The sequence below is a fragment of the Rhodococcus sp. NS-SX18 genome (genome assembly GCF_057367935.1).
The window spans coordinates 3,780,532-3,801,178 of sequence record NZ_CM170633.1 but is presented as its reverse complement, the minus strand read 5'-3'; the positions used below and the strand labels follow the sequence as shown (position 1 = coordinate 3,801,178).

The 20,647-nt window shown below is 70.2% G+C and carries 18 protein-coding genes; 16 read left to right on the top strand and 2 right to left on the bottom strand.

Features of this window, described 5'->3' with window-relative positions:
- Nucleotides 1–40 precede the first annotated feature (40 nt).
- The 5 genes from AC2IPW_RS17285 (at nucleotide 41) to AC2IPW_RS17265 (ending at nucleotide 5,008) form a co-directional block, all read left to right on the top strand.
- Nucleotides 41–577 (top strand): DUF779 domain-containing protein, encoded by a 537-nt coding sequence (locus AC2IPW_RS17285; protein WP_407040981.1) that lies wholly within the window; start codon nucleotides 41–43, stop codon nucleotides 575–577.
- Between the two features lie 116 nt (nucleotides 578–693).
- Complete coding sequence (gene eat, locus AC2IPW_RS17280) at nucleotides 694–2,148, top strand: ethanolamine permease (RefSeq protein WP_486375258.1); 1,455 nt, start codon at nucleotides 694–696, stop codon at nucleotides 2,146–2,148.
- A complete protein-coding gene (locus tag AC2IPW_RS17275) occupies nucleotides 2,145–3,560 on the top strand; it encodes an ethanolamine ammonia-lyase subunit EutB (RefSeq protein ID WP_003937353.1) in 1,416 nt (471 codons plus the stop codon). The genes eat and AC2IPW_RS17275 overlap by 4 nt, the downstream gene beginning before the upstream one ends.
- Nucleotides 3,557–4,321, top strand: coding sequence for an ethanolamine ammonia-lyase subunit EutC (gene eutC, locus AC2IPW_RS17270; RefSeq protein WP_289378798.1), 765 nt, complete (start codon nucleotides 3,557–3,559; stop codon nucleotides 4,319–4,321). Before AC2IPW_RS17275 ends, eutC begins: the two co-directional genes overlap by 4 nt.
- A gap of 138 nt (nucleotides 4,322–4,459) precedes the next feature.
- Complete coding sequence (locus tag AC2IPW_RS17265; RefSeq protein ID WP_289378797.1) at nucleotides 4,460–5,008, top strand: hypothetical protein; 549 nt, start codon at nucleotides 4,460–4,462, stop codon at nucleotides 5,006–5,008.
- A gap of 8 nt (nucleotides 5,009–5,016) precedes the next feature.
- On the opposite strand, the gene AC2IPW_RS17260 is transcribed toward AC2IPW_RS17265, so the two are convergent.
- Nucleotides 5,017–5,445: a protein-tyrosine phosphatase family protein gene (locus tag AC2IPW_RS17260; protein ID WP_054374122.1), complete on the bottom strand. Its 429-nt coding sequence runs from the start codon at nucleotides 5,443–5,445 to the stop codon at nucleotides 5,017–5,019.
- Between the two features lie 219 nt (nucleotides 5,446–5,664).
- Here AC2IPW_RS17260 and AC2IPW_RS17255 point away from each other — a divergent pair, with 219 nt between their 5' ends.
- From AC2IPW_RS17255 to AC2IPW_RS17230, 6 genes are all read left to right on the top strand, one after another.
- Nucleotides 5,665–7,032, top strand: coding sequence for an MFS transporter (locus AC2IPW_RS17255; RefSeq protein ID WP_371383540.1), 1,368 nt, complete (start codon nucleotides 5,665–5,667; stop codon nucleotides 7,030–7,032).
- A gap of 167 nt (nucleotides 7,033–7,199) precedes the next feature.
- Entirely contained in the window at nucleotides 7,200–8,858 is a 1,659-nt protein-coding gene (locus AC2IPW_RS17250) for an AMP-binding protein (RefSeq protein WP_486375257.1), read from the top strand.
- Nucleotides 8,855–10,501: a sigma-54-dependent Fis family transcriptional regulator gene (locus tag AC2IPW_RS17245; protein WP_486375256.1), complete on the top strand. Its 1,647-nt coding sequence runs from the start codon at nucleotides 8,855–8,857 to the stop codon at nucleotides 10,499–10,501. The genes AC2IPW_RS17250 and AC2IPW_RS17245 overlap by 4 nt, the downstream gene beginning before the upstream one ends.
- Before the next feature lie 100 nt (nucleotides 10,502–10,601).
- Nucleotides 10,602–12,101: an aldehyde dehydrogenase family protein gene (locus AC2IPW_RS17240; RefSeq protein WP_003936314.1), complete on the top strand. Its 1,500-nt coding sequence runs from the start codon at nucleotides 10,602–10,604 to the stop codon at nucleotides 12,099–12,101.
- Nucleotides 12,102–12,138: 37 nt separating this feature from the next.
- Nucleotides 12,139–13,251, top strand: a complete 1,113-nt coding sequence (locus tag AC2IPW_RS17235) for an NDMA-dependent alcohol dehydrogenase (protein ID WP_054374119.1) — start codon at nucleotides 12,139–12,141, stop codon at nucleotides 13,249–13,251.
- Nucleotides 13,252–13,406: 155 nt separating this feature from the next.
- Nucleotides 13,407–13,673, top strand: a complete 267-nt coding sequence (locus AC2IPW_RS17230; RefSeq protein ID WP_371383544.1) for a GlsB/YeaQ/YmgE family stress response membrane protein — start codon at nucleotides 13,407–13,409, stop codon at nucleotides 13,671–13,673.
- A gap of 98 nt (nucleotides 13,674–13,771) precedes the next feature.
- On the opposite strand, the gene AC2IPW_RS17225 is transcribed toward AC2IPW_RS17230, so the two are convergent.
- Entirely contained in the window at nucleotides 13,772–14,401 is a 630-nt protein-coding gene (locus AC2IPW_RS17225) for an SACE_7040 family transcriptional regulator (protein ID WP_268965449.1), read from the bottom strand.
- A gap of 114 nt (nucleotides 14,402–14,515) precedes the next feature.
- Between AC2IPW_RS17225 and AC2IPW_RS17220 the strand changes: the two genes are divergently transcribed.
- From AC2IPW_RS17220 to AC2IPW_RS17200, 5 genes are read left to right on the top strand one after another with little or no spacing between them, the layout of a single operon-like run.
- Nucleotides 14,516–16,123, top strand: a complete 1,608-nt coding sequence (locus tag AC2IPW_RS17220; RefSeq protein ID WP_486375255.1) for a carboxyl transferase domain-containing protein — start codon at nucleotides 14,516–14,518, stop codon at nucleotides 16,121–16,123.
- Nucleotides 16,124–16,134: 11 nt separating this feature from the next.
- Nucleotides 16,135–18,156 (top strand): acetyl/propionyl/methylcrotonyl-CoA carboxylase subunit alpha, encoded by a 2,022-nt coding sequence (locus AC2IPW_RS17215; protein WP_486375254.1) that lies wholly within the window; start codon nucleotides 16,135–16,137, stop codon nucleotides 18,154–18,156.
- Between the two features lie 12 nt (nucleotides 18,157–18,168).
- Nucleotides 18,169–19,329: an acyl-CoA dehydrogenase family protein gene (locus tag AC2IPW_RS17210; RefSeq protein ID WP_486375253.1), complete on the top strand. Its 1,161-nt coding sequence runs from the start codon at nucleotides 18,169–18,171 to the stop codon at nucleotides 19,327–19,329.
- Nucleotides 19,326–19,811, top strand: a complete 486-nt coding sequence (locus tag AC2IPW_RS17205) for a MaoC family dehydratase (protein ID WP_003936307.1) — start codon at nucleotides 19,326–19,328, stop codon at nucleotides 19,809–19,811. Before AC2IPW_RS17210 ends, AC2IPW_RS17205 begins: the two co-directional genes overlap by 4 nt.
- Nucleotides 19,808–20,644: an HpcH/HpaI aldolase/citrate lyase family protein gene (locus AC2IPW_RS17200; protein WP_486375252.1), complete on the top strand. Its 837-nt coding sequence runs from the start codon at nucleotides 19,808–19,810 to the stop codon at nucleotides 20,642–20,644. Before AC2IPW_RS17205 ends, AC2IPW_RS17200 begins: the two co-directional genes overlap by 4 nt.
- Nucleotides 20,645–20,647 lie beyond the last annotated feature (3 nt).

Here is a 20,647-nt window from a genome sequence, read left to right as displayed (position 1 = left end):
CGCTCGGGGGAGGCCCACGTCGACAACCGGAAGGCACCGCATGTCCGTCCCGCTCCGCCTCGTCGCCACCTCCGACGCGGTCGCGCTCCTGCGCCGCCTGGCCGAGCGGCACGGGCCGCTGATGATGCACCAGTCCGGCGGCTGCTGCGACGGATCGGCGCCGATGTGCTACCCGGACGGCGACTTCGTCGTCGGCGACCTGGACGTGCTGCTGGGGATGCTGGACCTGCGTCTCGAGGTGGGACGGACCGCCGACGACCTGCCCGGCGGCACCGACGCCGTCCCGGTGTGGATCTCGGGATCCCAGTTCGAGGCGTGGAAGCACACCCAGCTCGTCCTCGACGTGGTGCCGGGCCGCGGCTCCGGATTCAGTCTCGAATCCCCCGAGGGGCTCCGGTTCCTCAGTCGCGGCCGCGCCTTCACCGCCGAGGAGAACGACGCCCTCGCCCGTGACGCCCCCTTGCTCGGCAAGCAGTGGGCCGCCGGCGCCCGCCCGGATCCGGCCACGGAGCCGACCGTCGTGGCCGAGGCCGCCGACGCGTGCCCGGTGCCGACGACCCGGAGCCACTCCTCGTAACACTTCCGTGACCGCGTACTGACGCGGTGTGTACATGCCGCTCGTACCGTGAGTACTCGCGGTGTCCTCGGCGTGCCTGCTCGACACGTCGCCATCCTCCGTCGAGAAGAGAGATCATGTCGTTGACCGACCCGCCCAGGACCGGAACCGCGGCCCACCACGACGGCGCGGACTTCCACGCCGAGAGTCGTGCCTATCTCGAAAAGCGAAGTCTGAGAAAGGGTTCGGCAGGCTGGATTCTGCTCGCGGGGCTGGGGGTCAGCTACGTCATCTCCGGGGACTACGCCGGCTGGAACAACGGCCTGGCCGAAGGCGGGTTCGGTGGACTGCTCGTCGCCGCGGTGATCATCGCGGCCATGTACTTCGCGATGGTGCTCGGCATGGCGGAGCTGTCCTCCGCACTGCCGGCCGCCGGCGGCGGCTACACCTTCGCCCGGCGCGCACTCGGCCCCTGGGGCGGATTCGCCACCGGCACAGCAATTCTCATCGAGTACTCGATCGCCCCGGCGGCCATCGCCACGTTCATCGGCGGGTACGTCGAGTCGCTGAACCTGTTCGGCATCACCGACGGGTGGTGGATCTACCTCGCCGTGTACGCGGTGTTCATCGGCATCCACCTCACCGGCGCGGGCGAAGCCCTCAAGGCGATGTTCGTGATCACCGCGATCGCCCTGGTCGGGCTCGTGGTGTTCGCCGTCTCGGCAGTCGGGCTGTTCGACACCGCCAATCTCACCGACATCGCCGTCGACGAGACCGCCGCCGGCGCGTCGTCGTTCCTGCCCTTCGGTCTGTTCGGCATCTGGGCGGCCGTACCGTTCGCGATCTGGTTCTTCCTCGCCGTGGAGGGTGTGCCGCTGGCCGCCGAGGAGGCGACCGAGCCGGAGAAGAACGTGCCCAAGGGCATCATCGTGTCCATGCTGGTACTGCTCGTCACCGGTGCGACCGTGCTGTTCCTGGCCACCGGCGCGCTCGGCGCCGAGGCCCTGTCCACCTCCGGCAACCCCCTCGTCGAGGCCCTCGGCGACAGCGGCACCGCGAAGGTGGTCAACTACATCGGCCTCGCCGGTCTGATCGCGAGCTTCTTCTCGATCATGTACGCGTACTCGCGGCAGACGTTCGCGCTCTCGCGCGCCGGTTATCTCCCCACGAGCCTGTCGCTGACCAACAAGCGCAAGGCGCCTGTGCTGGCGCTGATCGTCCCCGGCGTGATCGGCTTCGCGCTGTCGCTCACGGGCGAGGGAGCGATGCTGCTGAACATGGCCGTCTTCGGTGCCGCGGTGAGCTACGTGCTGATGATGGTCAGCCACATCGTGCTGCGCCGGCGCGAGCCGAACATGCCGCGGCCCTACCGCACTCCCGGCGGTGTCTTCACCACTTCCTTCGCGCTGGTCGTCGCCGCCGCTGCCGTCGTGGCCACGTTCCTGGTCGACCCGATCGCCGCCCTGTGGACCCTCGGAGCCTTCGCCGCGTTCATGGCCTACTTCGGGCTCTACAGCCGGCACCGGCTGGTGGCGAACTCGCCCGACGAGGAGTTCGCCGCGCTCGCCGAGGCGGAGGCCGAGCTGAAGTGAGCGTCTACACCCAGCACCTCGCCGGCACCACCTACACCTTCGACGGCCTCGTGGATCTGCTCGCCAAGGCCACCCCGCGCCGCTCCGGCGACGAACTCGCCGGCTGCGCGGCCGAATCCGACGCCGAGCGCGCAGCCGCGCAGTGGGTGCTCGCCGACGTCCCGCTCGACGTGTTCCTCGCCGAACCGGTGGTGCCCTACGAGACCGACGAGGTCACCCGGCTGATCCTCGACGACCACGACCGGGACGCCTACCGCGCCGTGCAGCACCTGACGGTCGGGGGACTGCGCGACCTGCTGCTCGACACCGTCACGAAGGCCGATGCGGCCGCGACGTTCGCCGCCCTGTCACCCGGCCTGACGCCCGAGATGGTCGCCGCCGTCAGCAAGCTCATGCGCAACCAGGACCTGATCGCGGTGGCCCGCGCGATCGAGGTCACCTCGGCGTTCCGCACCACCGTCGGCCTGCCCGGCCGCCTCGGCACCCGGCTGCAGCCCAACCATCCCACCGACGACCCGCGCGGCATCGCCGCCGCGACGCTCGACGGGCTGCTGATGGGCTGCGGCGACGCCGTCATCGGCATCAACCCGGCGACGGATTCGCCCCGGGCCACCGCCGACCTGCTGCACCTGCTCGACGAGATGCGGCTGCGCTTCGACATCCCGGTGCAGTCCTGCGTGCTCTCCCACGTGACGACCACCCTCGGCCTCATCGAGGCCGGGGCACCCGTGGACCTGGTGTTCCAGTCGATCGCCGGCACCGAGGGGGCCAATGCCGGCTTCGGGGTGAACCTGGCTCTGCTGCGGGAGGCGAACGAGGCCGGCCGCGCCCTGGGACGCGGCACCGTCGGCGACAACGTCATGTACCTCGAGACGGGGCAGGGTTCGGCGCTGTCGGCCGGCGCGCACCTCGGCACGGGCGGACGTCCGGTGGATCAGCAGACCCTCGAGACCCGGGCGTACGCCGTCGCCCGCGCGCTCGACCCGCTACTGATCAACACGGTGGTCGGTTTCATCGGCCCCGAGTACCTCTACGACGGCAAACAGATCGTCCGGGCGGGCCTCGAGGACCACTTCTGCGGCAAGCTGCTGGGCCTGCCGATGGGTGTGGACGTGTGCTACACCAACCACGCCGAGGCCGACCAGGACGACATGGACACCCTCCTGACGCTGCTCGGGGTTGCCGGCGCCGCGTTCGTCATCGCCGTGCCCGGAGCCGACGACGTCATGCTCGGCTACCAGAGCCTGTCGTTCCACGACGCGCTGTACGTACGGCGCGCGCTCGGGCTGCGCCCCGCTCCCGAGTTCGAGCGGTGGCTCGCCGGCCTCGGCATGGTGGACGGTGCCGGGCACATCCTGCCGGTGGACGCGGCGGCCTCCCCGCTGCGCGCCCTCGCGGGAGGTGCGGCATGAGCGGGTCCGTCGACCGCGACTTCTGGGCGCCGCTGCGGTCGTCGACCCAGGCCCGCATCGGGCTCGGTCGCGCCGGCGACGGTCTCCCGACCGCGCGGGTGCTCGAGTTCCGGGCCGCGCACGCCGCGGCCCGCGACGCGGTGCACCAGCCCCTCGACGTGCCGGCCCTGGCTGCCGACGTCGAACGTCTCGGACTCGGCGCACCGGTCGTCGTCGAGAGCTGCGTACGTGATCGGGGCGAGTATCTGCGCCGCCCGGATCTCGGCCGGCTGCCCGCGGATCTGTCCGCGGTCCCGGTCGTGGACGCCGACGTCGGCGTGGTGCTCGCCGACGGGCTCTCGCCGCGGGCCCTGACCGAGCACGGCGTCGCGCTGCTCGAGGCGATCGTGGCGGCCCTGCCGCGGCACCTGTCCGTGGCGACGCCGGTGATCGCGACGTCGGCGCGGGTCGCGCTGGGCGACCACATCGGCGCAGCCCTGGGGGTGCGCACCCTGCTGGTCCTGATCGGGGAGCGGCCCGGGTTGTCGGTCGCCGACAGCCTCGGGGTGTATCTGACCCACGAGCCGCGGCCCGGTCGCGCCGACGCCGAACGGAACTGCGTGTCCAACATCCACCCGCCCGAAGGGCTCGGGTATGCGGCGGCCGCGGCCGTCGTCGCGGGGCTGGTCGACGGGGCGCGCCGGCTCGGGCGGTCCGGGGTGGACCTGAAGGACACCACGCGGGACGACCGGCTCGATTCCGCGAGGACGGGGGAGTTGTAGCGACGAGGACGCTGTAGCGACGAGAACGCGTGGTACCCGCTCGGGAGTTTGACACAGCCGCCGTTTCCGCCAAATCATGTACTCCGCCCGACCGGGTGACACGTACGGCCCGCGACCGGGCGACGAGGAGAGTACACGATGGCGTTCGCTGGCAATGTCGACGAGCTGGCTCTGCTGCAGACGGTGCGGCTGAAGCAGACCGTCACCGCGGAAGTGATCGCGGCGCACCTCGGGGTGTCCGTCGCGTCCGGGCGGGCGGCGTTCGACGCCCTCGTCGCCCAGGGCAAGGCCAAGGAGACCGGCGACGGCATCTCCCTGACCGACGCGGGGGCCGCGGAACTGACCGATCAGCTCGACGCGGAGCGCGTCTCGATCGACGAGGATTCCCTCGCGGAGCTGTTCGAACAGTTCGGGCCGCTCGACGACGCGCTCACCGCGCTGCTCGCCGACCCGGAATCCGCCAACTTCCTCGACGAATTGATCGAGCTGGATCGCAAGGCACAGAATCTCTTCGACGACGTGTCGGCCTTCGTTCCGCGTCTGTCGCGCTACCAGGACCTGTTCGCCGAGGCGCTCGGGAAGATCAAGTCCGGCGCGCTGGCATGGGCGACGGCGCCGAACATCGACTCGTACGCGACCGTGTGGCGCGAGATGCGCGCCGAACTCGCCGGCGCCGCCGGTCACTGACGCGCCGGTCACCGGAACGCGGCGACGAAACGCCGTTGCCCCGGTGTCTCCACCGCTCGGCGCGAATAGTGCTCGCGCACATAGGCAACCGCCTCGGTGGGCGGCACGCCGTCGAGGATCGCCAGGCAGGCCATGGCGGTGCCCGTGCGTCCGCGGCCCCCGCCGCAGGCGACTTCGACGCGTTCGGCCGCGCACCGCTCCCATGCCTCGTACAGGATCCGGCGGGCGGCCCGGGGATCGGCGGGGAGCCGGAAGTCGGGCCAGCGGATCCACCGGGCCTCCCACGGGACCGTCGGCGGTTTCCGACCGGTGAGGTAGATCCCGAGTCCGGGGCGCGGGCCGGGCGGGAGGGGCCGGCGGACGCCGCGGCCCCGAACGTACCGGCCCGACGGTAGCGCCAAGATGCCCGGCGTGGCCGGGTCCCAGGTCGTCGCCATGGACGGAGCGTAGACGGCCCGGGTGCGATCGGTCTGCCCGCCGGTTGCGCTACCGGGTGCCCGACGACCTGTCCTAGTCATTCGTTCGCCGAACTACGTGATCCGGCTCACAGCCACCCCCCTTTCGGGGGTAGTGGGGGAGTGAGGCGGATCACTACCTTTCCTTCCATCCCGCGGCGCAGGTCCGCCGCGGCTCGGACGGAAATACGGAGGACAGACGTGACCACAGTGTCGACACCGGGGGCCGAACCCCCCGTGGTACCGGCGGGGCACAAGCCCGCCGCGCCGACCGCTCCCGCCCCGGGCGGCCCCGGCATCCGACGCGTCGCCATCGCCAGCTGCATCGGCACCACCATCGAGTTCTACGACTTCTTCATCTACGGAACCGCCGCAGCCCTGGTCTTCCCGACGGTGTTCTTCCCGGCGCTCGGCGCCACCGCCGGTACGGTCGCCTCGTTCGCGACCTTCGCCGTCGCCTTCATCGCGCGCCCGGTCGGCGCCATGCTGTTCGGGCACTTCGGTGACCGCATCGGCCGCAAGAAGACCCTCGTCTCCACCCTGCTGCTGATGGGCATCTCGACCCTGCTCATCGGGTTGCTCCCGGGCGCCGAGACGATCGGCGTCGCCGCCCCGATCATCCTCGTGCTGCTGCGCTTCGCGCAGGGCTTCGCCGTCGGCGGGGAATGGGCCGGCGCGACCCTGCTCACCGCCGAGTACGCGCCACCGGGCAAACGCGGCCTGTATGCGATGTTTCCGCAGCTCGGTCCGGCCATCGCCTTCGCCCTGTCGAGTGGCACCTTCCTGTTCACCGGCCTGGCCCTCGGCGACACCAACGAGGCCTTCCTCGACTACGGTTGGCGAATCCCGTTCCTGCTCAGCATCGTTCTCGTGGCTGTCGGTCTGTACATGCGTCTCGCCATCCAGGAGACCCCGGTGTTCCAGGCCGAGCGAGAGGCCCGCGCCGCCGCCCCGGTCGAGAAGCGCACCCTGCCGTTCCTCGACGCCCTGCGCTACCAGACCAAGGAGATCCTCCTCTCGGCCGGCGCCCTGGCGATCATGTTCGCGTTCTTCTACATGGGCACCGCGTACCTGACCAGCTACGCGACCAAGACCCTCGGCTTCTCCCGGCCGTTCGTCCTGACCGTCGGCATCATCTCGTCGCTCGTGTTCGGCGCCGCGATCGTGCTCTCCGCTCTCTACTCCGACCGGGTCGGACGCCGTCGCGTCATCATGATCTCGTGCGGCTTCTCCGTCGTCTGGGCGCTGGCGCTGTTCCCGCTGCTCGACACCGGATCGCCGGTCGCGTTCGTCGTCGGCATGATGGTCACCCTGGCCATCTTCGGCATCGCCTACGGCCCGTGCGGTGCGCTGCTACCGGAGATGTTCCAGACCCGGTACCGGTACACCGGCGCCGGACTCGGCTACAACCTCGCCGGCGTCCTCGGCGGTGCGATCCCGCCCATGCTGGCCGCGCCCCTGGCCGCGTCCTACGGCGGCATCGCCATCGGCGTCATGCTCTCCGTGCTCGGCGTGCTGAGCTTCGTGTGCACGAAGGCTCTCGTCGAGACCCGGGACCGAGCGCTCTGATCCCGCCGGCGCCCTCCCCGACATTCCGGGGAGGGCGCCTCGTGCTGTCAGCACCCCGTCAACTGTCCAGAATCCGAACACCTGCGGCCCCGGATCGGCGAGCATGGTGGACGGAGTCCTCGAGACCCCGTCGCTCGTCCCGGGCCGCGCACACTGCAGGAGCACCAATGACCGGTTTCACCACACCCGAACTGCCCAGCTACACCTCGGGGGCGTGGAACACCCCGCTGCTCGGGGACACGATCGGTGACAACTTCGACCGCACCGTCGCCCGGCACGGCGAGCGGGACGCGCTCGTCGACCGTGCCGCCGGCCGGCGCTGGACCTACACCGAACTCGCCGTCGAGGTCGACGCCCTCGCGTTCGGACTGCTGCGGGCCGGTATCGGCAAGGGCGACCGGGTGGGCATCTGGGCGCCCAACTGCGCCGAGTGGGTGTTCGTCCAGTACGCCACCGCGAAGATCGGCGCGATCCTGGTCAACATCAACCCGGCCTACCGCTCGCACGAACTGCAGTACGTGCTCACCCAGGCCGGAATCCGGATGCTGGTCGCGGCCCCGAGCTTCAAGACGTCCGACTACGCGGCGATGATCGGCGAGGTGCGGGGCAACTGCCCGGATCTCGAACAGGTGGTGCTGCTCGGCTCCCCCGACTGGGACGAGCTCGGCGCGTCCGGACGCGCCGCACTCGCCGACGACCGTACCCGGCTCGACGCCGCGCAGCGTGACCTGTCGGCCGACGACCCGATCAACATCCAGTACACGTCCGGCACGACCGGATTCCCCAAGGGCGCCACCCTCAGCCACCACAACATCCTCAACAACGGGTTCTTCGTGGGCGAGCTGTGCCACTACACCGAGCAGGACAAGGTGTGCATCCCGGTGCCCTTCTACCACTGCTTCGGCATGGTGATGGGCAATCTGGCCTGCACCAGCCACGGCGCGACGATGGTGATCCCGGGACCGGCCTTCGACCCGACCCAGACCCTGGCCGCCGTCGCCGAGGAGCGCTGCACCTCCCTGTACGGGGTGCCGACGATGTTCATCGCCGAACTCGCCGACCCCTCCTTCGAGACCCGCGACCTGTCGAGCCTGCGGACCGGCATCATGGCCGGCTCCCCGTGCCCGGTCGAGGTGATGAAGCAGGTCATCGAGCGGATGGGCATGACCGAGGTCTCCATCTGCTACGGCATGACCGAGACCTCGCCGGTGTCCCTGCAGACCCGCAGCGACGACACCATCGACCAGCGGGTGTCCACCGTCGGCCGCGTCGGCCCGCACCTCGAGGTCAAGATCGTCGACCCGGCCACGGGCCTGACCGTCCCACGCGGCGAGCCGGGGGAGCTGTGCACCCGCGGCTACTCGGTGATGCTCGGCTACTGGAACCAGCCCGACAAGACCGCCGAGGCCGTCGACGCGGCCCGGTGGATGCACACCGGCGACATCGGCGTCATGGACGCCGACGGGTACGTCTCGGTCACCGGCCGCATCAAGGACATGGTCATCCGCGGCGGTGAGAACATCTACCCGCGGGAGATCGAGGAGTTCCTCTACACCCACCCGGACATCCTCGACGCCCAGGTCGTCGGGGTGCCCGACGAGAAGTACGGGGAGGAGCTCATGGTGTGGATCCGGATGCGGGAGGGGGCGGCGCCGCTCGACGCGCAGTCGCTGCGCGAGTACTGCACGGGCAAGCTCGCGCACTACAAGATCCCCCGCTACGTGCACATCGTCGACGAGTTCCCGATGACGGTGACCGGCAAGATCCGCAAGGTCGAGATGCGGGAGATGTCGACGGCCCTGCTCGGGGAGGCCGGGCAGGGGTGAACGGTCTGCGGCCGGAGATCGCGCTGTCCTGGAAGCGCTCACAGTTGAGCGGGATAGACCCGGGACGGCTTCCCGCACCGACGCTGCTGGGCCCCTCGGACGCGGCCGGGCGGCTGCTCGATGCCGCCCGGCCGGTGCTCGACGAGCTGCGCACACAGCTCGCCGGCACGGGCTGCTGCATCCTCCTCGTGGACCGGGACTGCCGGATCGTGGCCCGGTTGTTCGACTCGGCACCCATGCAGCGGGCCATGGAGGAGATCGGCGTGGTCCCCGGCGCCGCCCTGAGCGAGGACACCTACGGCACCAACGCTCTCGGCACCCCGTTCGAAGTGCGGCAGAGCCTCGTGGTGCACGGCGAAGAGCACTACCTCGAGTCCCTCAAGGACTTCAGCTGCTACGGGCATCCACTCGTGCATCCGGTCACCCGCCGCATCGAAGGCATCCTCGACATCACCGCCGCCGGCAAGACGGCCAATCCGCTGTTCGCGCCGTTCCTCGCCCGGGCGGCCCGCGACATCGAGGCACGGCTGCTCGAGGGCGCCCGCGAGTCCGACCGCCGGGTCGTCGACGCGTTCCAGCGGGCCGCGCAGCAGCGCGGCGTCGCGGTCGCGGCCATGGGCGAGGACATCATGCTCACCAACAAGGCCGCCGTCGAACTGCTCCTACCCGCCGATCACGCAGCCCTGCGCGCGATCGCGGTCGATCTACCCGCCGGGGAGTCCCGCACCATGGATTTCGCGCTGTCCGCCGGCGGCAGCACCCGGTTGCGGATCGACCGCATCCCGGGCATCGGCAGCGGCGCGCTGTTCCTGCTCGACGCCTCCGGGGCACGCGAACCCGTGCCCCGCAGCGATGTCGCGCAGGATGTGACGACGCGGCTGCGGCGACGGCTCGGGCGGCTGCGCGACGGCGCCGGTGGCGTGGCGATCGTCGGTGAGCCCGGGAGTGGACGAACTTGGGCTGCAAGGGAACTCGTCCGGGGTGAGGGCACGTTCCTGGACGCCGCCCGGATCGTCGGTGAGGGTGAACGCGAATGGTCGGCCCGGTTGCTCACGGTCGCGGCCGCCGCGACGGACCGCGGATTCGTGGTCGTCGAACACGTGCACCTGGCTCCGGACCCGGTGCCGGCCCTGCTCTCGTCGATGCTCTCCGACCCGGCCGCACCGCGGCTCGTGCTCACAGCCGACCCGCTCGACGACATCCGCCCGCCGGTACGGGAACTGCTGGCACGCTGCCCCGGTCAGGTCCGGATCCCAGCCCTGCGGCAACGGATCCGGGAACTCGGTGACCTGGCCGCCGCGCTCGCACAGGAACTCGGCCGAGGAGATCTGCGCCTGGGCCCGAGTGCCCTGACGGCCTTGTCGGAACGTTCGTGGCCCGGCAACCTCGCCGAGCTGCGTGCGGTGCTCGCCGCCGTCCCGGTGCGGGAGTCCCCGCTGCCGGTGCGACGAGAGGATCTGCCGGTCGACTACCGGGCGACGAGCCGGGTCTCCCGCCTGGGCGGGCGCGAACGCGCCGAGCGGGAGGCCATCATCGAGGCGTTGCGTGAGAGTGGCGGCAACAAGGTGCACGCCGCGGCGCAGCTCGGCATCAGCCGCACCACGCTCTACAGCCGGATCCGCGCGCTCGGCATCGCGGGCTGACGGTCGTATGCGCATGTGCGCACTGTCCAATCCTTGAACAGTTCCCGCGGTCCCACCCGAAGCAGTATGACCCGTGTCACACTACTTCAGGAGGTTGGGCATGACAGCTGTTGCCGAGCACATCGTCGCTCCGCGGGTCCGGGAATTCCTCTCCGGACCCAAGCAGCTCTACATCGGCGGCGAATGGCTCGACGCCGCCTCGGGCCGCGTCTTCGCGACCTACGACCCCGCGACCGGGGACAAGCTCACCGACGTCGCCCACGGCGGCGCCGAGGACGTCGACCGGGCCGTGCGGGCCGCCCGCAAGGCCTTCGACGAGGGCCCCTGGGCGACGATGAAGGCCGCCGAGCGGGAGCGCATGATCTGGCGGGTCGGTGATCTGCTCACCGAACGTGCCGAGGAGTTCGGCCAGCTCGAAGCGCTCGACAACGGCAAGTCCGCCGTGATCGCCGCGGCCGTGGACACGGCGTGGTCGGCGGACATCTTCCGCTACTACGCCGGGTGGGCCACCAAGATCGAGGGCAGCACGGTGAACGTCACGATGCCGTTCGTGCCCGGCGGTGAGTTCCACGCCTACACGCTGCGCGAACCGGTGGGCGTGTGCGGACTCATCGTGCCCTGGAACTTCCCGCTGCTGATGGCCGCGTTCAAGCTCGCCCCAGCCCTGGCCGCCGGCAACACGGTCATCCTCAAGCCCGCGGAGCAGACGCCGCTCACCGCGCTGCTGCTCGCCGAGATCTTCGAAGAGGCCGGGTTCCCGCCCGGGGTGGTGAACATCGTGCCCGGCTTCGGTGACGCCGGTGCCGCCCTCGCCGCGCACGACGACGTCGACAAGATCGCCTTCACCGGGTCCACCGAGGTGGGCAAGAAGGTCGTCGACGCCGCCAAGGGGAACCTGAAGAAGGTCTCGCTCGAACTCGGCGGCAAGAGCCCGAACATCGTCTTCGCCGACGCCGACTTCGATGCGGCCGTGCAGGGTTCCCTCGATGCGTGGCTGTTCAACCACGGCCAGTGCTGCGTTGCCGGCACCCGCCTGTTCGTCGAGCGCCCCCTGTTCGAGAAGTTCACCGAGGCCGTCGCCGAGGCCGCGAGCAAGGTGAAGATCGGACCCGGTCTCGACCCGGCCACCCAGCTCGGCCCACTGGTCTCCCAGGAGCAGCTGGATCGGGTCACCGGGTATCTGCGTGAGGGGCTGACCGACGGGGCGCGCGCCCTCACCGGGGGAAAGCGTTGGGGCGACAAGGGCTTCTTCGTCGAGCCGACCGTGCTGGTGGACGTGCAGCCCGATTTCAGCGTGGTGCGCGAGGAGATCTTCGGTCCGGTCGTCGCCGCCCTGCCCTTCGACGCCGACGACGGCATCTCCGCCGCCGCCAACGACTCGATCTACGGACTGGCCGCGGGCATCTGGACGCGGGACCTGTCGAAGGCGCACCGCACCGCGCGGCGGCTCAAGGCCGGTTCGGTGTGGATCAACCAGTACAACGGCTTCGACACCGCCATGCCGTTCGGCGGGTTCAAGCAGTCCGGATGGGGACGTGAGCTCGGTGCGGGAGCGCTGGACCTCTACACCCAGACCAAAGCCGTGAACATCGCCCTCTGAGCCGACCCACACCCCGACACACCCGAGGAGAACAACGATGAAGACCAAAGCTGCAGTCCTGCTCGAGACCGGCAAGCCCTTCGAGATCATGGAACTCGACCTCGACGGCCCCGGTCCCGGCGAGGTGCTGATCAAGTACACCGCGGCGGGGCTGTGCCACTCGGACCTGCACCTGACCGACGGGGACCTGCCCCCGCGCTTCCCGATCGTCGGCGGTCACGAGGGCTCCGGCATCATCGAGGAGGTCGGTCCCGGTGTCACCAAGGTCAAGCCGGGCGATCACGTCGTGTGCAGCTTCATCCCGAACTGCGGCACCTGCCGGTACTGCTCGACGGGCCGGCAGAACCTGTGCGACATGGGCGCGACCATCCTGGAGGGCTGCATGCCGGACGGCTCGTTCCGGTTCCATTCCGGGAGCACCGACTTCGGCGCGATGTGCATGCTCGGCACGTTCGCCGAGCGCGCGACCATCTCGCAGCACTCGGTGGTCAAGGTCGACGACTGGCTCCCGCTCGAGACTGCCGTCCTCGTCGGCTGCGGTGTGCCGTCCGGCTGGGGCACCGCGGTGTACGCCGGCGACGTCCGCTCCGGCGACATCGTCGTGATCTACGGCATCGGCGGCCTCGGCATCAACGCCGTCCAGGGTGCCGTGCACGCGGGCGCCAAGTACGTCGTGGTCGTCGACCCGGTGGAGTTCAAGCGCGAGACCGCCCTGAAGTTCGGGGCCACGCACGCCTTCGCCAGTGCCGCCGAGGCGGCCGAGAAGGTCAACGAGCTGAGCTGGGGCCAGGGCGCCGACGCCGCCCTGATCCTCGTGGGCACCGTCGACGAGGAGGTCGTCTCGGCGGCGACCTCGATCGTCGGCAAGGGCGGCACCGTCGTCATCACCGGCCTGGCCAATCCGGAGAAGCTGACCGTGCACGTGTCCGGAACGGAACTGACCCTGTTCCAGAAGACCATCAAGGGCTCGCTGTTCGGCTCGGCCAACCCGCAGTACGACATCGTGCGGCTGCTGCGCCTGTACGACGCGGGCCAGCTGAAGCTCGACGAGCTGGTCACCCATCGGTACAGCCTCGAGGAGGTCAACCAGGGCTACCAGGACCTGCGCGACGGCAAGAACATCCGCGGAGTCATCGTGCACGACGCGTGATCCCTGGGCCCCGGCCGTCCCGGCCGGGGCCCACCCGCGCGGCCCGCCGCAACATTTTGCAGAAGATTTACCGGAATTCACCCGAAACGTGCATGTTCCGCGCACTCTTGGGCATACCGTCCCCACGGTTCGATGTTCCGAGAGAGGAGCCCGTGATGGGAGAAATCATCGGCACGATCATCTTCGGTGCGGTCATCGGTGTGCTCGCACGGCTGGTGATTCCGGGGAAGCAGGCGATGGGTTGGATCATCACCGTCGTCATCGGCATCATCGGCGCTCTGATCGGTTACTGGATCTGGGGTCTGATCAGTGATCAGGGTGATACGCCGGGTATCGACTGGTGGCGCTGGATCATCAGTATCGCCGTCGCGGCGGTGCTGACGCTGGCCTACACCTCGATGACGAGGGACAAGGTCCGGTAGTCGCAGTACCGGCAGCAGCAGTACCGGTAGCCGCAGTGCCGGTAACAGCAGCACGACGGGAGCCCCGTCCGGTCATCCGGGCGGGGCTCCGTGCCTGTTCAGGCGCCGGATTCGGGGCGCTCTGCGCCCAGCGCGGCCAGGGTCATGCGCCGCAACACCGCTCGCGTTGCGGCAGGCGAGGACCGGTCGGCGCTGTGCGGTGTCGAGTTGATGAGCCCGAACGCTGCGTGCGCCATGGTCCGGGCATCGGACTCTCCCAGAGTGGGGTCGAGGCGGCGCAGGGCGCCCACCCACAGCTCGACGTACCGTCGCTGGGTCTGGCGCACCTCCCTGCGGGCGTCCTCCGGCAGGGACTGCAGCTCCCGGTCCTGCACCCGGATGAGGTCCGGTTCCCCGAGCGCGAAGTCGAGGTGGAAGTCCACCAGCCGGTCGAGCGTGCGGCGGGGATCGTCGGTGTGGTCGACCACGTCGGTGCCGCCGGCCAGCAGACGGCGGCTGATGTCGACCAGCAGTTCGACGAGCAGCGCGTCCTTGTTGGGGAAGTGCCGGTAGACGGCGGGGCCGCTGATGCCCACCGCAGCCCCGAGGTCCTCGAGTCGTACGCCGTTGAATCCGCGTTCGGCGACGAGTCGTGCGGCGGCCTGGAGCAGCTGCCGCCGCCGGTCGGCCTTGGCCCGGCCGCGTGCGGTGAGCAGCTGTTCGTCGGTGTCCGGCTTCAAGTCCGTCATCGGCCGCACCGTTCCTTCCTGACGTGGTCTGGACAACTCAGTTAATCACAGCTAACCTCATTTTCAGTTATCGAGTATTAACTCAGGCGCCCACCCCAAGGCGAGGACTGAACTGTGACAACCCCCCCGACAACCGCTGCGCGGACCTACCGCGAGCAGCATGTCCAGCTGGTCACCGAGCTGCGCGACAAGCTCGCGACCGCCGCGCTCGGCGGCAGCGAGAAGGCCCGGGAACGGCACGTCGCCCGCGGGAAGCTGCTGCCCCGCGAGCGCGTCGACGCCCTGCTCGATCCCGGCAGCGCATTCCTCGAGATCGCGCCGCTGGCCGCGAACGGCATGTACGACGACGAGTGCCCCGGCGCCGGAATGATCGCCGGCATCGGCCGGGTGTCCGGCCGCGAGTGCGTGATCGTCGCGAACGACGCCACCGTCAAGGGCGGCACCTACTACCCGGTGACGGTGAAGAAGCATCTGCGGGCTCAGGAGATCGCTCTGCAGAACCAGCTGCCGTGCCTGTACCTGGTCGACTCCGGCGGGGCGTTCCTGCCGCGGCAGGACGAGGTGTTCCCCGACCGCGAGCACTTCGGCCGCATCTTCTACAACCAGGCCACCATGAGCGCCAAGGGGATCCCGCAGATCGCCGCGGTCCTCGGCTCGTGCACCGCGGGCGGCGCCTACGTGCCGGCGATGAGCGACGAGGCCGTCATCGTCCGCAACCAGGGCACCATCTTCCTCGGCGGGCCGCCGCTGGTGAAGGCCGCCACCGGCGAGGTCGTCACCGCGGAGGAACTCGGCGGCGGCGACCTGCACTCGAAGGTCTCCGGTGTCACCGACCACCTCGCCGAGGACGACCGCGACGCGCTGAACAGGGTGCGCGCCATCGTCGCCACGTTCGGGCCCCGCACCCCCCGGCCGTGGGACGTCGCGCCGACGTTCGCGCCCGCCGCGGATCCGGCGGAGCTGTACGACGTGGTGCCCACCGACCCGCGCACCCCCTACGACGTGCACGAGGTCATCGAGCGCATCGTCGACGGCGACCCGACCGGACCCGGTTCGAGCTTCGCCGAGTTCAAGGCTGAGTACGGCAAGACCCTGGTCACCGGGTTCGCGCGGATCCACGGCCACCCCGTCGGCATCATCGCCAACAACGGCGTGCTGTTCGGCGAATCCGCCCAGAAGGGCGCCCACTTCATCGAGCTGTGCGACAAGCGCTCGATCCCGCTGCTGTTCCTGCAGAACATCTCCGGGTTCATGGTCGGGCGGGACTACGAGGCCGGCGGCATCGCCAAGCACGGCGCCAAGATGGTCACCGCGGTCGCGTGCGCGCGGGTGCCGAAGCTGACCGTCGTCATCGGCGGCTCCTACGGCGCCGGCAACTACTCGATGTGCGGGCGGGCGTACTCGCCCCGCTTCCTGTGGATGTGGCCCAACGCGCGCATCTCGGTGATGGGCGGCGAGCAGGCCGCCTCCGTGCTGGCGACGGTGCGTTCCGACCAGCTCGACGCGTCCGGCACGCCCTGGACCGCCGAGCAGGAGGAGGCGTTCAAGGCCTCGATCCGCGAACAGTACGAGCACCAGGGCAACCCCTACTACTCGACCGCGCGGCTGTGGGACGACGGCATCATCGACCCCGCCGACACGCGGGAAGTTCTCGGCCTGGCCCTGTCGGCGTGTGCGAACGCGCCCCTCGAGCCGGTTTCCTACGGCGTCTTCCGGATGTGAGGCAGTTGAACATGTTCGATACCACCGGCCGAGCCGGGATGTTCCATACCGTTCTGGTCGCCAACCGCGGGGAGATCGCGGTGCGGGTGATCCGCACGCTGCGGCAGATGGGGATCCGTTCCGTCGCCGTCTACAGCGACGCCGACGCCGGCGCCCGCCACGTGCGCGAGGCCGACACCGCAGTGCGGCTGGGTCCCGCCGCCGCGCGGGAGAGCTACCTCGACATCACCAAGGTGATCGACGCCGCGCGGCGCACCGGCGCGCAGGCGATCCACCCCGGCTACGGCTTCCTGTCCGAGAATTCGGGCTTCGCTCAGGCTTGCGCCGACGCCGGGATCGTGTTCCTCGGCCCGCCCGCCAAGGCCATCGAGGTCATGGGCGACAAGATCACCGCCAAGAACGCCGTCGCCGCGTTCGACGTGCCGGTGGTCCCGGGTATCTCCCGGCCCGGCCTGACCGACGACGAACTGATCGCCGCCGCGGACGACATCGGATACCCGGTGCTGATCAAGCCGTCCGCCGGCGGCGGGGGCAAGGGAATGCGCCTGGTCACCGAATCCGGTCAGCTCGCCGAGGCGCTCGCCTCGGCGCGACGCGAGGCGGCCTCGGCGTTCGGCGACGACACCCTGTTCCTCGAGCGGTTCGTCCAGCGACCGCGGCACATCGAGGTGCAGATCCTCGCCGACACCCACGGCAACGTCGTGCACCTCGGCGAACGTGAGTGCAGCCTGCAGCGCCGCCACCAGAAGGTGATCGAGGAAGCCCCGTCGGCGCTGCTCGACGAGGCCACCCGCGCCCGGATCGGCGAAGCGGCGTGCAACACCGCCCGCAGCGTCGACTACACCGGTGCCGGCACGGTCGAGTTCATCGTCTCCGCGGACGCACCGGACGAGTTCTTCTTCATGGAGATGAACACCCGCCTGCAGGTCGAGCACCCCGTGACCGAGCTGGTCACCGGACTGGACCTGGTGGAGTGGCAGGTGCGCGTCGCCGCCGGTGAGGCGCTCGGCTTCGCCCAGGACGAGATCACCCTGACCGGGCATGCGATCGAGGCCCGCGTCTACGCCGAGGACCCCGCCCGCGGGTTCCTGCCCACCGGCGGCCACGTCGCCGGCGTCGTCGAACCCTCCGGTCCGGGGATCCGGGTCGACTCCGGTCTCGAGGTGGGCACGGTCGTCGGCAGCGATTACGACCCGATGCTGTCGAAGGTGATCGCGCACGGACCCGACCGGGCCGCCGCGCTGCGCCGTCTCGACAGGGCCCTGGCCGACACCGCGGTCCTGGGAGTGGTCACCAACATCGACTTCGCCCGTTTCCTGCTCGCCGACCCCGACGTGCAGGCCGGGAACCTCGACACCGGCCTGCTCGACCGCCGTCTCGGCGACTACGCCGCCCCGGACACCCCCGATGCGGTGCTCGTCGCCGCGGCCGCGCACCGGTGGCTGCGACGCTGGCCCGCCGCGTCGAGCCAGTCCCCGGTCGATCCGTGGGACCGGCCCACCGGCTGGCGGGTCGGCGGATTCGCGCCGACCACGGTGCGGCTGCACACCCCCACCCGCACCGACCACGTGCACCTGTCCGGCACCCCGGAATCCGCCACTGCACGGATCGAGGACGGGCCGGACCGGGTGCTCACCGCTCGGCTCGAGGGGGATCGCCTCGCCGTCACGCTCGACGGGGTGCGCTCGGTGTTCCGCGTCGCCGAGGACGACGGCCAGCTGTGGCTCGCCGGCGACGGCGGCACCTGGCCCGTGCGCGAGGCCCGCGAAGCGAACATCCGCGGCGCCGACGCCCACGCCGGTGAGGCCGAGCTGACCAGCCCGATGCCCGGCACCGTGATCGCCGTGTCCGTCGAACAGGGCGCTGCCGTCACCGCCGGCGCGACCGTCGTCGTGGTCGAGGCGATGAAGATGGAGCACGCCCTGACCACGCCGGTCGACGGCACCGTCGAACTTCTCGTCGCCCCCGGGGACCAGGTCAAGGTCGACCAGCTCCTCGCCCGCGTCGTTCCCACCGACACCAACGAAAGCTAGGACACAGCAGCGATGACCGACTACCTCTCCACCGGACAGCTTCCCGAGGACTACCAGGACCTCAAGGACACCGTCGCCGACTTCGCCCAGAGCGTCGTCGCGCCCGTCGCCGCCGAGCACGACGCCAACCACACCTTTCCGTACGAGGTCGTCAAGGGCATGGCCGATCTCGGCCTGTTCGGGCTGCCGTTCCCCGAGGAGTACGGGGGACAGGGCGGCGACTACTTCGCGCTGTGCCTCGCCCTCGAGGAACTCGGGAAGGTCGACCAGTCCGTGGCCATCACCCTCGAGGCCGGCGTCTCGCTCGGCGCCATGCCGATCTACCGCTTCGGCACCGAGGAGCAGAAGCGCAAGTGGCTGCCGCAGCTCGCGGCCGGCCGGGCCCTGGGCGCGTTCGGCCTGACCGAGCCCGGCGCGGGCAGCGACGCCGGCGGCACCAAGACCACTGCCAAGCTCGACGGTGATCAGTGGATCATCAACGGCAGCAAGCAGTTCATCACCAACTCGGGCACCGACATCACCGAGATCGTCACCGTCACCGCCGTCACCGGCGAGCGGGACGGCAAGAAGGAGATCTCCACGATCGTCGTGCCCACCGACACCCCCGGCTTCGTCGCCGAGCCCGCCTACAACAAGGTCGGCTGGAACGCCTCGGACACCCATCCGCTGAGCTTCACCGATGTGCGGGTCCCGGCGGAGAACCTGCTCGGGGAGCGAGGCCGCGGCTACGCGAACTTCCTGCGCATCCTCGACGAGGGCCGCATCGCGATCGCCGCGCTGTCCACCGGTGCCGCGCAGGGCTGCGTCGACGAGTCCGTCAAGTACGCGAAGGAACGCGAGGCCTTCGGCCGCCCCATCGGGCGGAACCAGGCGATCGCCTTCAAGATCGCCCGGATGGAGGCACGGGCTCATGCCGCCCGCGCCGCGTACTACGACGCCGCGGCCCTGATGCTGGCCGGCAAGCCGTTCAAGAAGCAGGCTGCCATCGCCAAGCTGGTCGCGTCGGAGGCGGCGATGGACAACGCGCGCGACGCGACGCAGATCCACGGCGGCTACGGCTTCATGAACGAGTACGCCGTCGCACGGCACTACCGGGACAGCAAGATCCTCGAGATCGGCGAGGGCACCACCGAGGTCCAGCTCATGCTGGTGGCGCGGGAGCTCGGCCTGTGAGCGCCCGGGTCACCCAGCGAGGACTGTGGTTCGAGGAATTCGAGGTCGGTACGGTGTACGAGCACCGCCCCGGCCGCACCGTCACCGAGGCCGACAACGTCGCGTTCACCACGATGACGATGAACACGCAGGCGCTGCACCTCGACGCCGCCTACAGCTCGGGCACCGAATTCGGTGAGCGCCTGGTGAATTCGATGTTCACCCTGTCCACGCTCGTCGGTCTGTCGGTGGCACAGCTGACCCAGGGCACGATCGTCGCCAACCTCGGGTTCTCGGAGATCAAGTTCCCCGCCCCGGTCCGCCACGGCGACACCCTCTACGCCGAGACGCTGGTCACCGACAAGCGTGCGTCCAAGTCTCGTCCCGGGCAGGGGATCGTCACGCTCGAGCACACGGCCCGCAACCAGCGCGGCGACGTCGTCGCGGTCGCGGTGCGCCAGACGCTGGTCCAGTGCCGTCCGGCCGGGGAGGATCAGGCATGAGGACCGTGCCCACCGTGGGCGGCACCGCGTGGTTGTTCTGTCCGGCGGATCGGCCGGAGCGGTTCGGTAAGGCGGCTGCGACGGCGGACGTGGTGATCCTCGATCTCGAGGACGGGGTGGCGCCGGGGGACAAGGACTACGCCCGCAAGTGCCTGCAGGACACGGTCCTCGATCCTGCTCGCACGGTGGTGCGGCTCAATCCCGCCGGTACGTCCGACCATCTCGCCGACCTCGACGCCCTCGACCGGACCCCGTACACCCGGGTGATGCTGGCGAAGTGCGAGTCGGCGCAGCAGGTGACGTCGTTGGCGCCGCGGGAGGTGGTGGCGTTGATCGAGTCGCCGTTGGGGGCGTTGAAGGTCGACGAGATCGCGTTGGCGGCCGGGACGGTCGGTCTGATGTGGGGGGCGGAGGATCTCGTCGTGGGTCTGGGCGGGCAGTCGTCGCGCCGGGCCGACGGGACGTATCGGGATGTGGCGCGGCATGTGCGCTCGCAGGCGTTGCTGGCGGCGAAGGCATACGGGCGGTTCGCGTTGGATTCGGTGTTTCTCGACATCCGGGATCACGAGGGGTTGCGGGACGAGGCGCTCGATGCGGTGGCGGTGGGGTTCGATGCGAAGGTGGCGATCCATCCGGGTCAGGTGGGGGTGATCCGGTCGGCGTATGCGCCCAGTGAGCAGGATGTGGCGTGGGCGCGGCGGGTGCTGGCGGCGGTGCCGGAGGAGCGGGGGGTGTTCCAGTTCGAGGGCCGGATGGTCGATGCGCCGGTGCTGCGGCACGCCGAGCAGATCCTGCACCGCGCCGAGCAGTCCGCCGCGGCCGCCGACCGCTGACCG

What these genes read in the sequence shown, in the direction of transcription:
- AC2IPW_RS17225 (WP_268965449.1), bottom strand. Translation starts at nt 14,401, where the DNA reads ATGACGGACTTGAAGCCGGACACCGACGAACAGCTGCTCACCGCACGC.
- AC2IPW_RS17250 (WP_486375257.1), top strand. Translation starts at nt 7,200, where the DNA reads ATGACCGGTTTCACCACACCCGAACTGCCCAGCTACACCTCGGGGGCG.
- eat (WP_486375258.1), top strand. Translation starts at nt 694, where the DNA reads ATGTCGTTGACCGACCCGCCCAGGACCGGAACCGCGGCCCACCACGAC.
- AC2IPW_RS17215 (WP_486375254.1), top strand. Translation starts at nt 16,135, where the DNA reads ATGTTCGATACCACCGGCCGAGCCGGGATGTTCCATACCGTTCTGGTC.
- AC2IPW_RS17265 (WP_289378797.1), top strand. Translation starts at nt 4,460, where the DNA reads ATGGCGTTCGCTGGCAATGTCGACGAGCTGGCTCTGCTGCAGACGGTG.
- AC2IPW_RS17235 (WP_054374119.1), top strand. Translation starts at nt 12,139, where the DNA reads ATGAAGACCAAAGCTGCAGTCCTGCTCGAGACCGGCAAGCCCTTCGAG.
- AC2IPW_RS17230 (WP_371383544.1), top strand. Translation starts at nt 13,407, where the DNA reads ATGGGAGAAATCATCGGCACGATCATCTTCGGTGCGGTCATCGGTGTG.
- AC2IPW_RS17285 (WP_407040981.1), top strand. Translation starts at nt 41, where the DNA reads ATGTCCGTCCCGCTCCGCCTCGTCGCCACCTCCGACGCGGTCGCGCTC.
- AC2IPW_RS17240 (WP_003936314.1), top strand. Translation starts at nt 10,602, where the DNA reads ATGACAGCTGTTGCCGAGCACATCGTCGCTCCGCGGGTCCGGGAATTC.
- eutC (WP_289378798.1), top strand. Translation starts at nt 3,557, where the DNA reads ATGAGCGGGTCCGTCGACCGCGACTTCTGGGCGCCGCTGCGGTCGTCG.
- AC2IPW_RS17200 (WP_486375252.1), top strand. Translation starts at nt 19,808, where the DNA reads ATGAGGACCGTGCCCACCGTGGGCGGCACCGCGTGGTTGTTCTGTCCG.
- AC2IPW_RS17210 (WP_486375253.1), top strand. Translation starts at nt 18,169, where the DNA reads ATGACCGACTACCTCTCCACCGGACAGCTTCCCGAGGACTACCAGGAC.
- AC2IPW_RS17260 (WP_054374122.1), bottom strand. Translation starts at nt 5,445, where the DNA reads ATGGCGACGACCTGGGACCCGGCCACGCCGGGCATCTTGGCGCTACCG.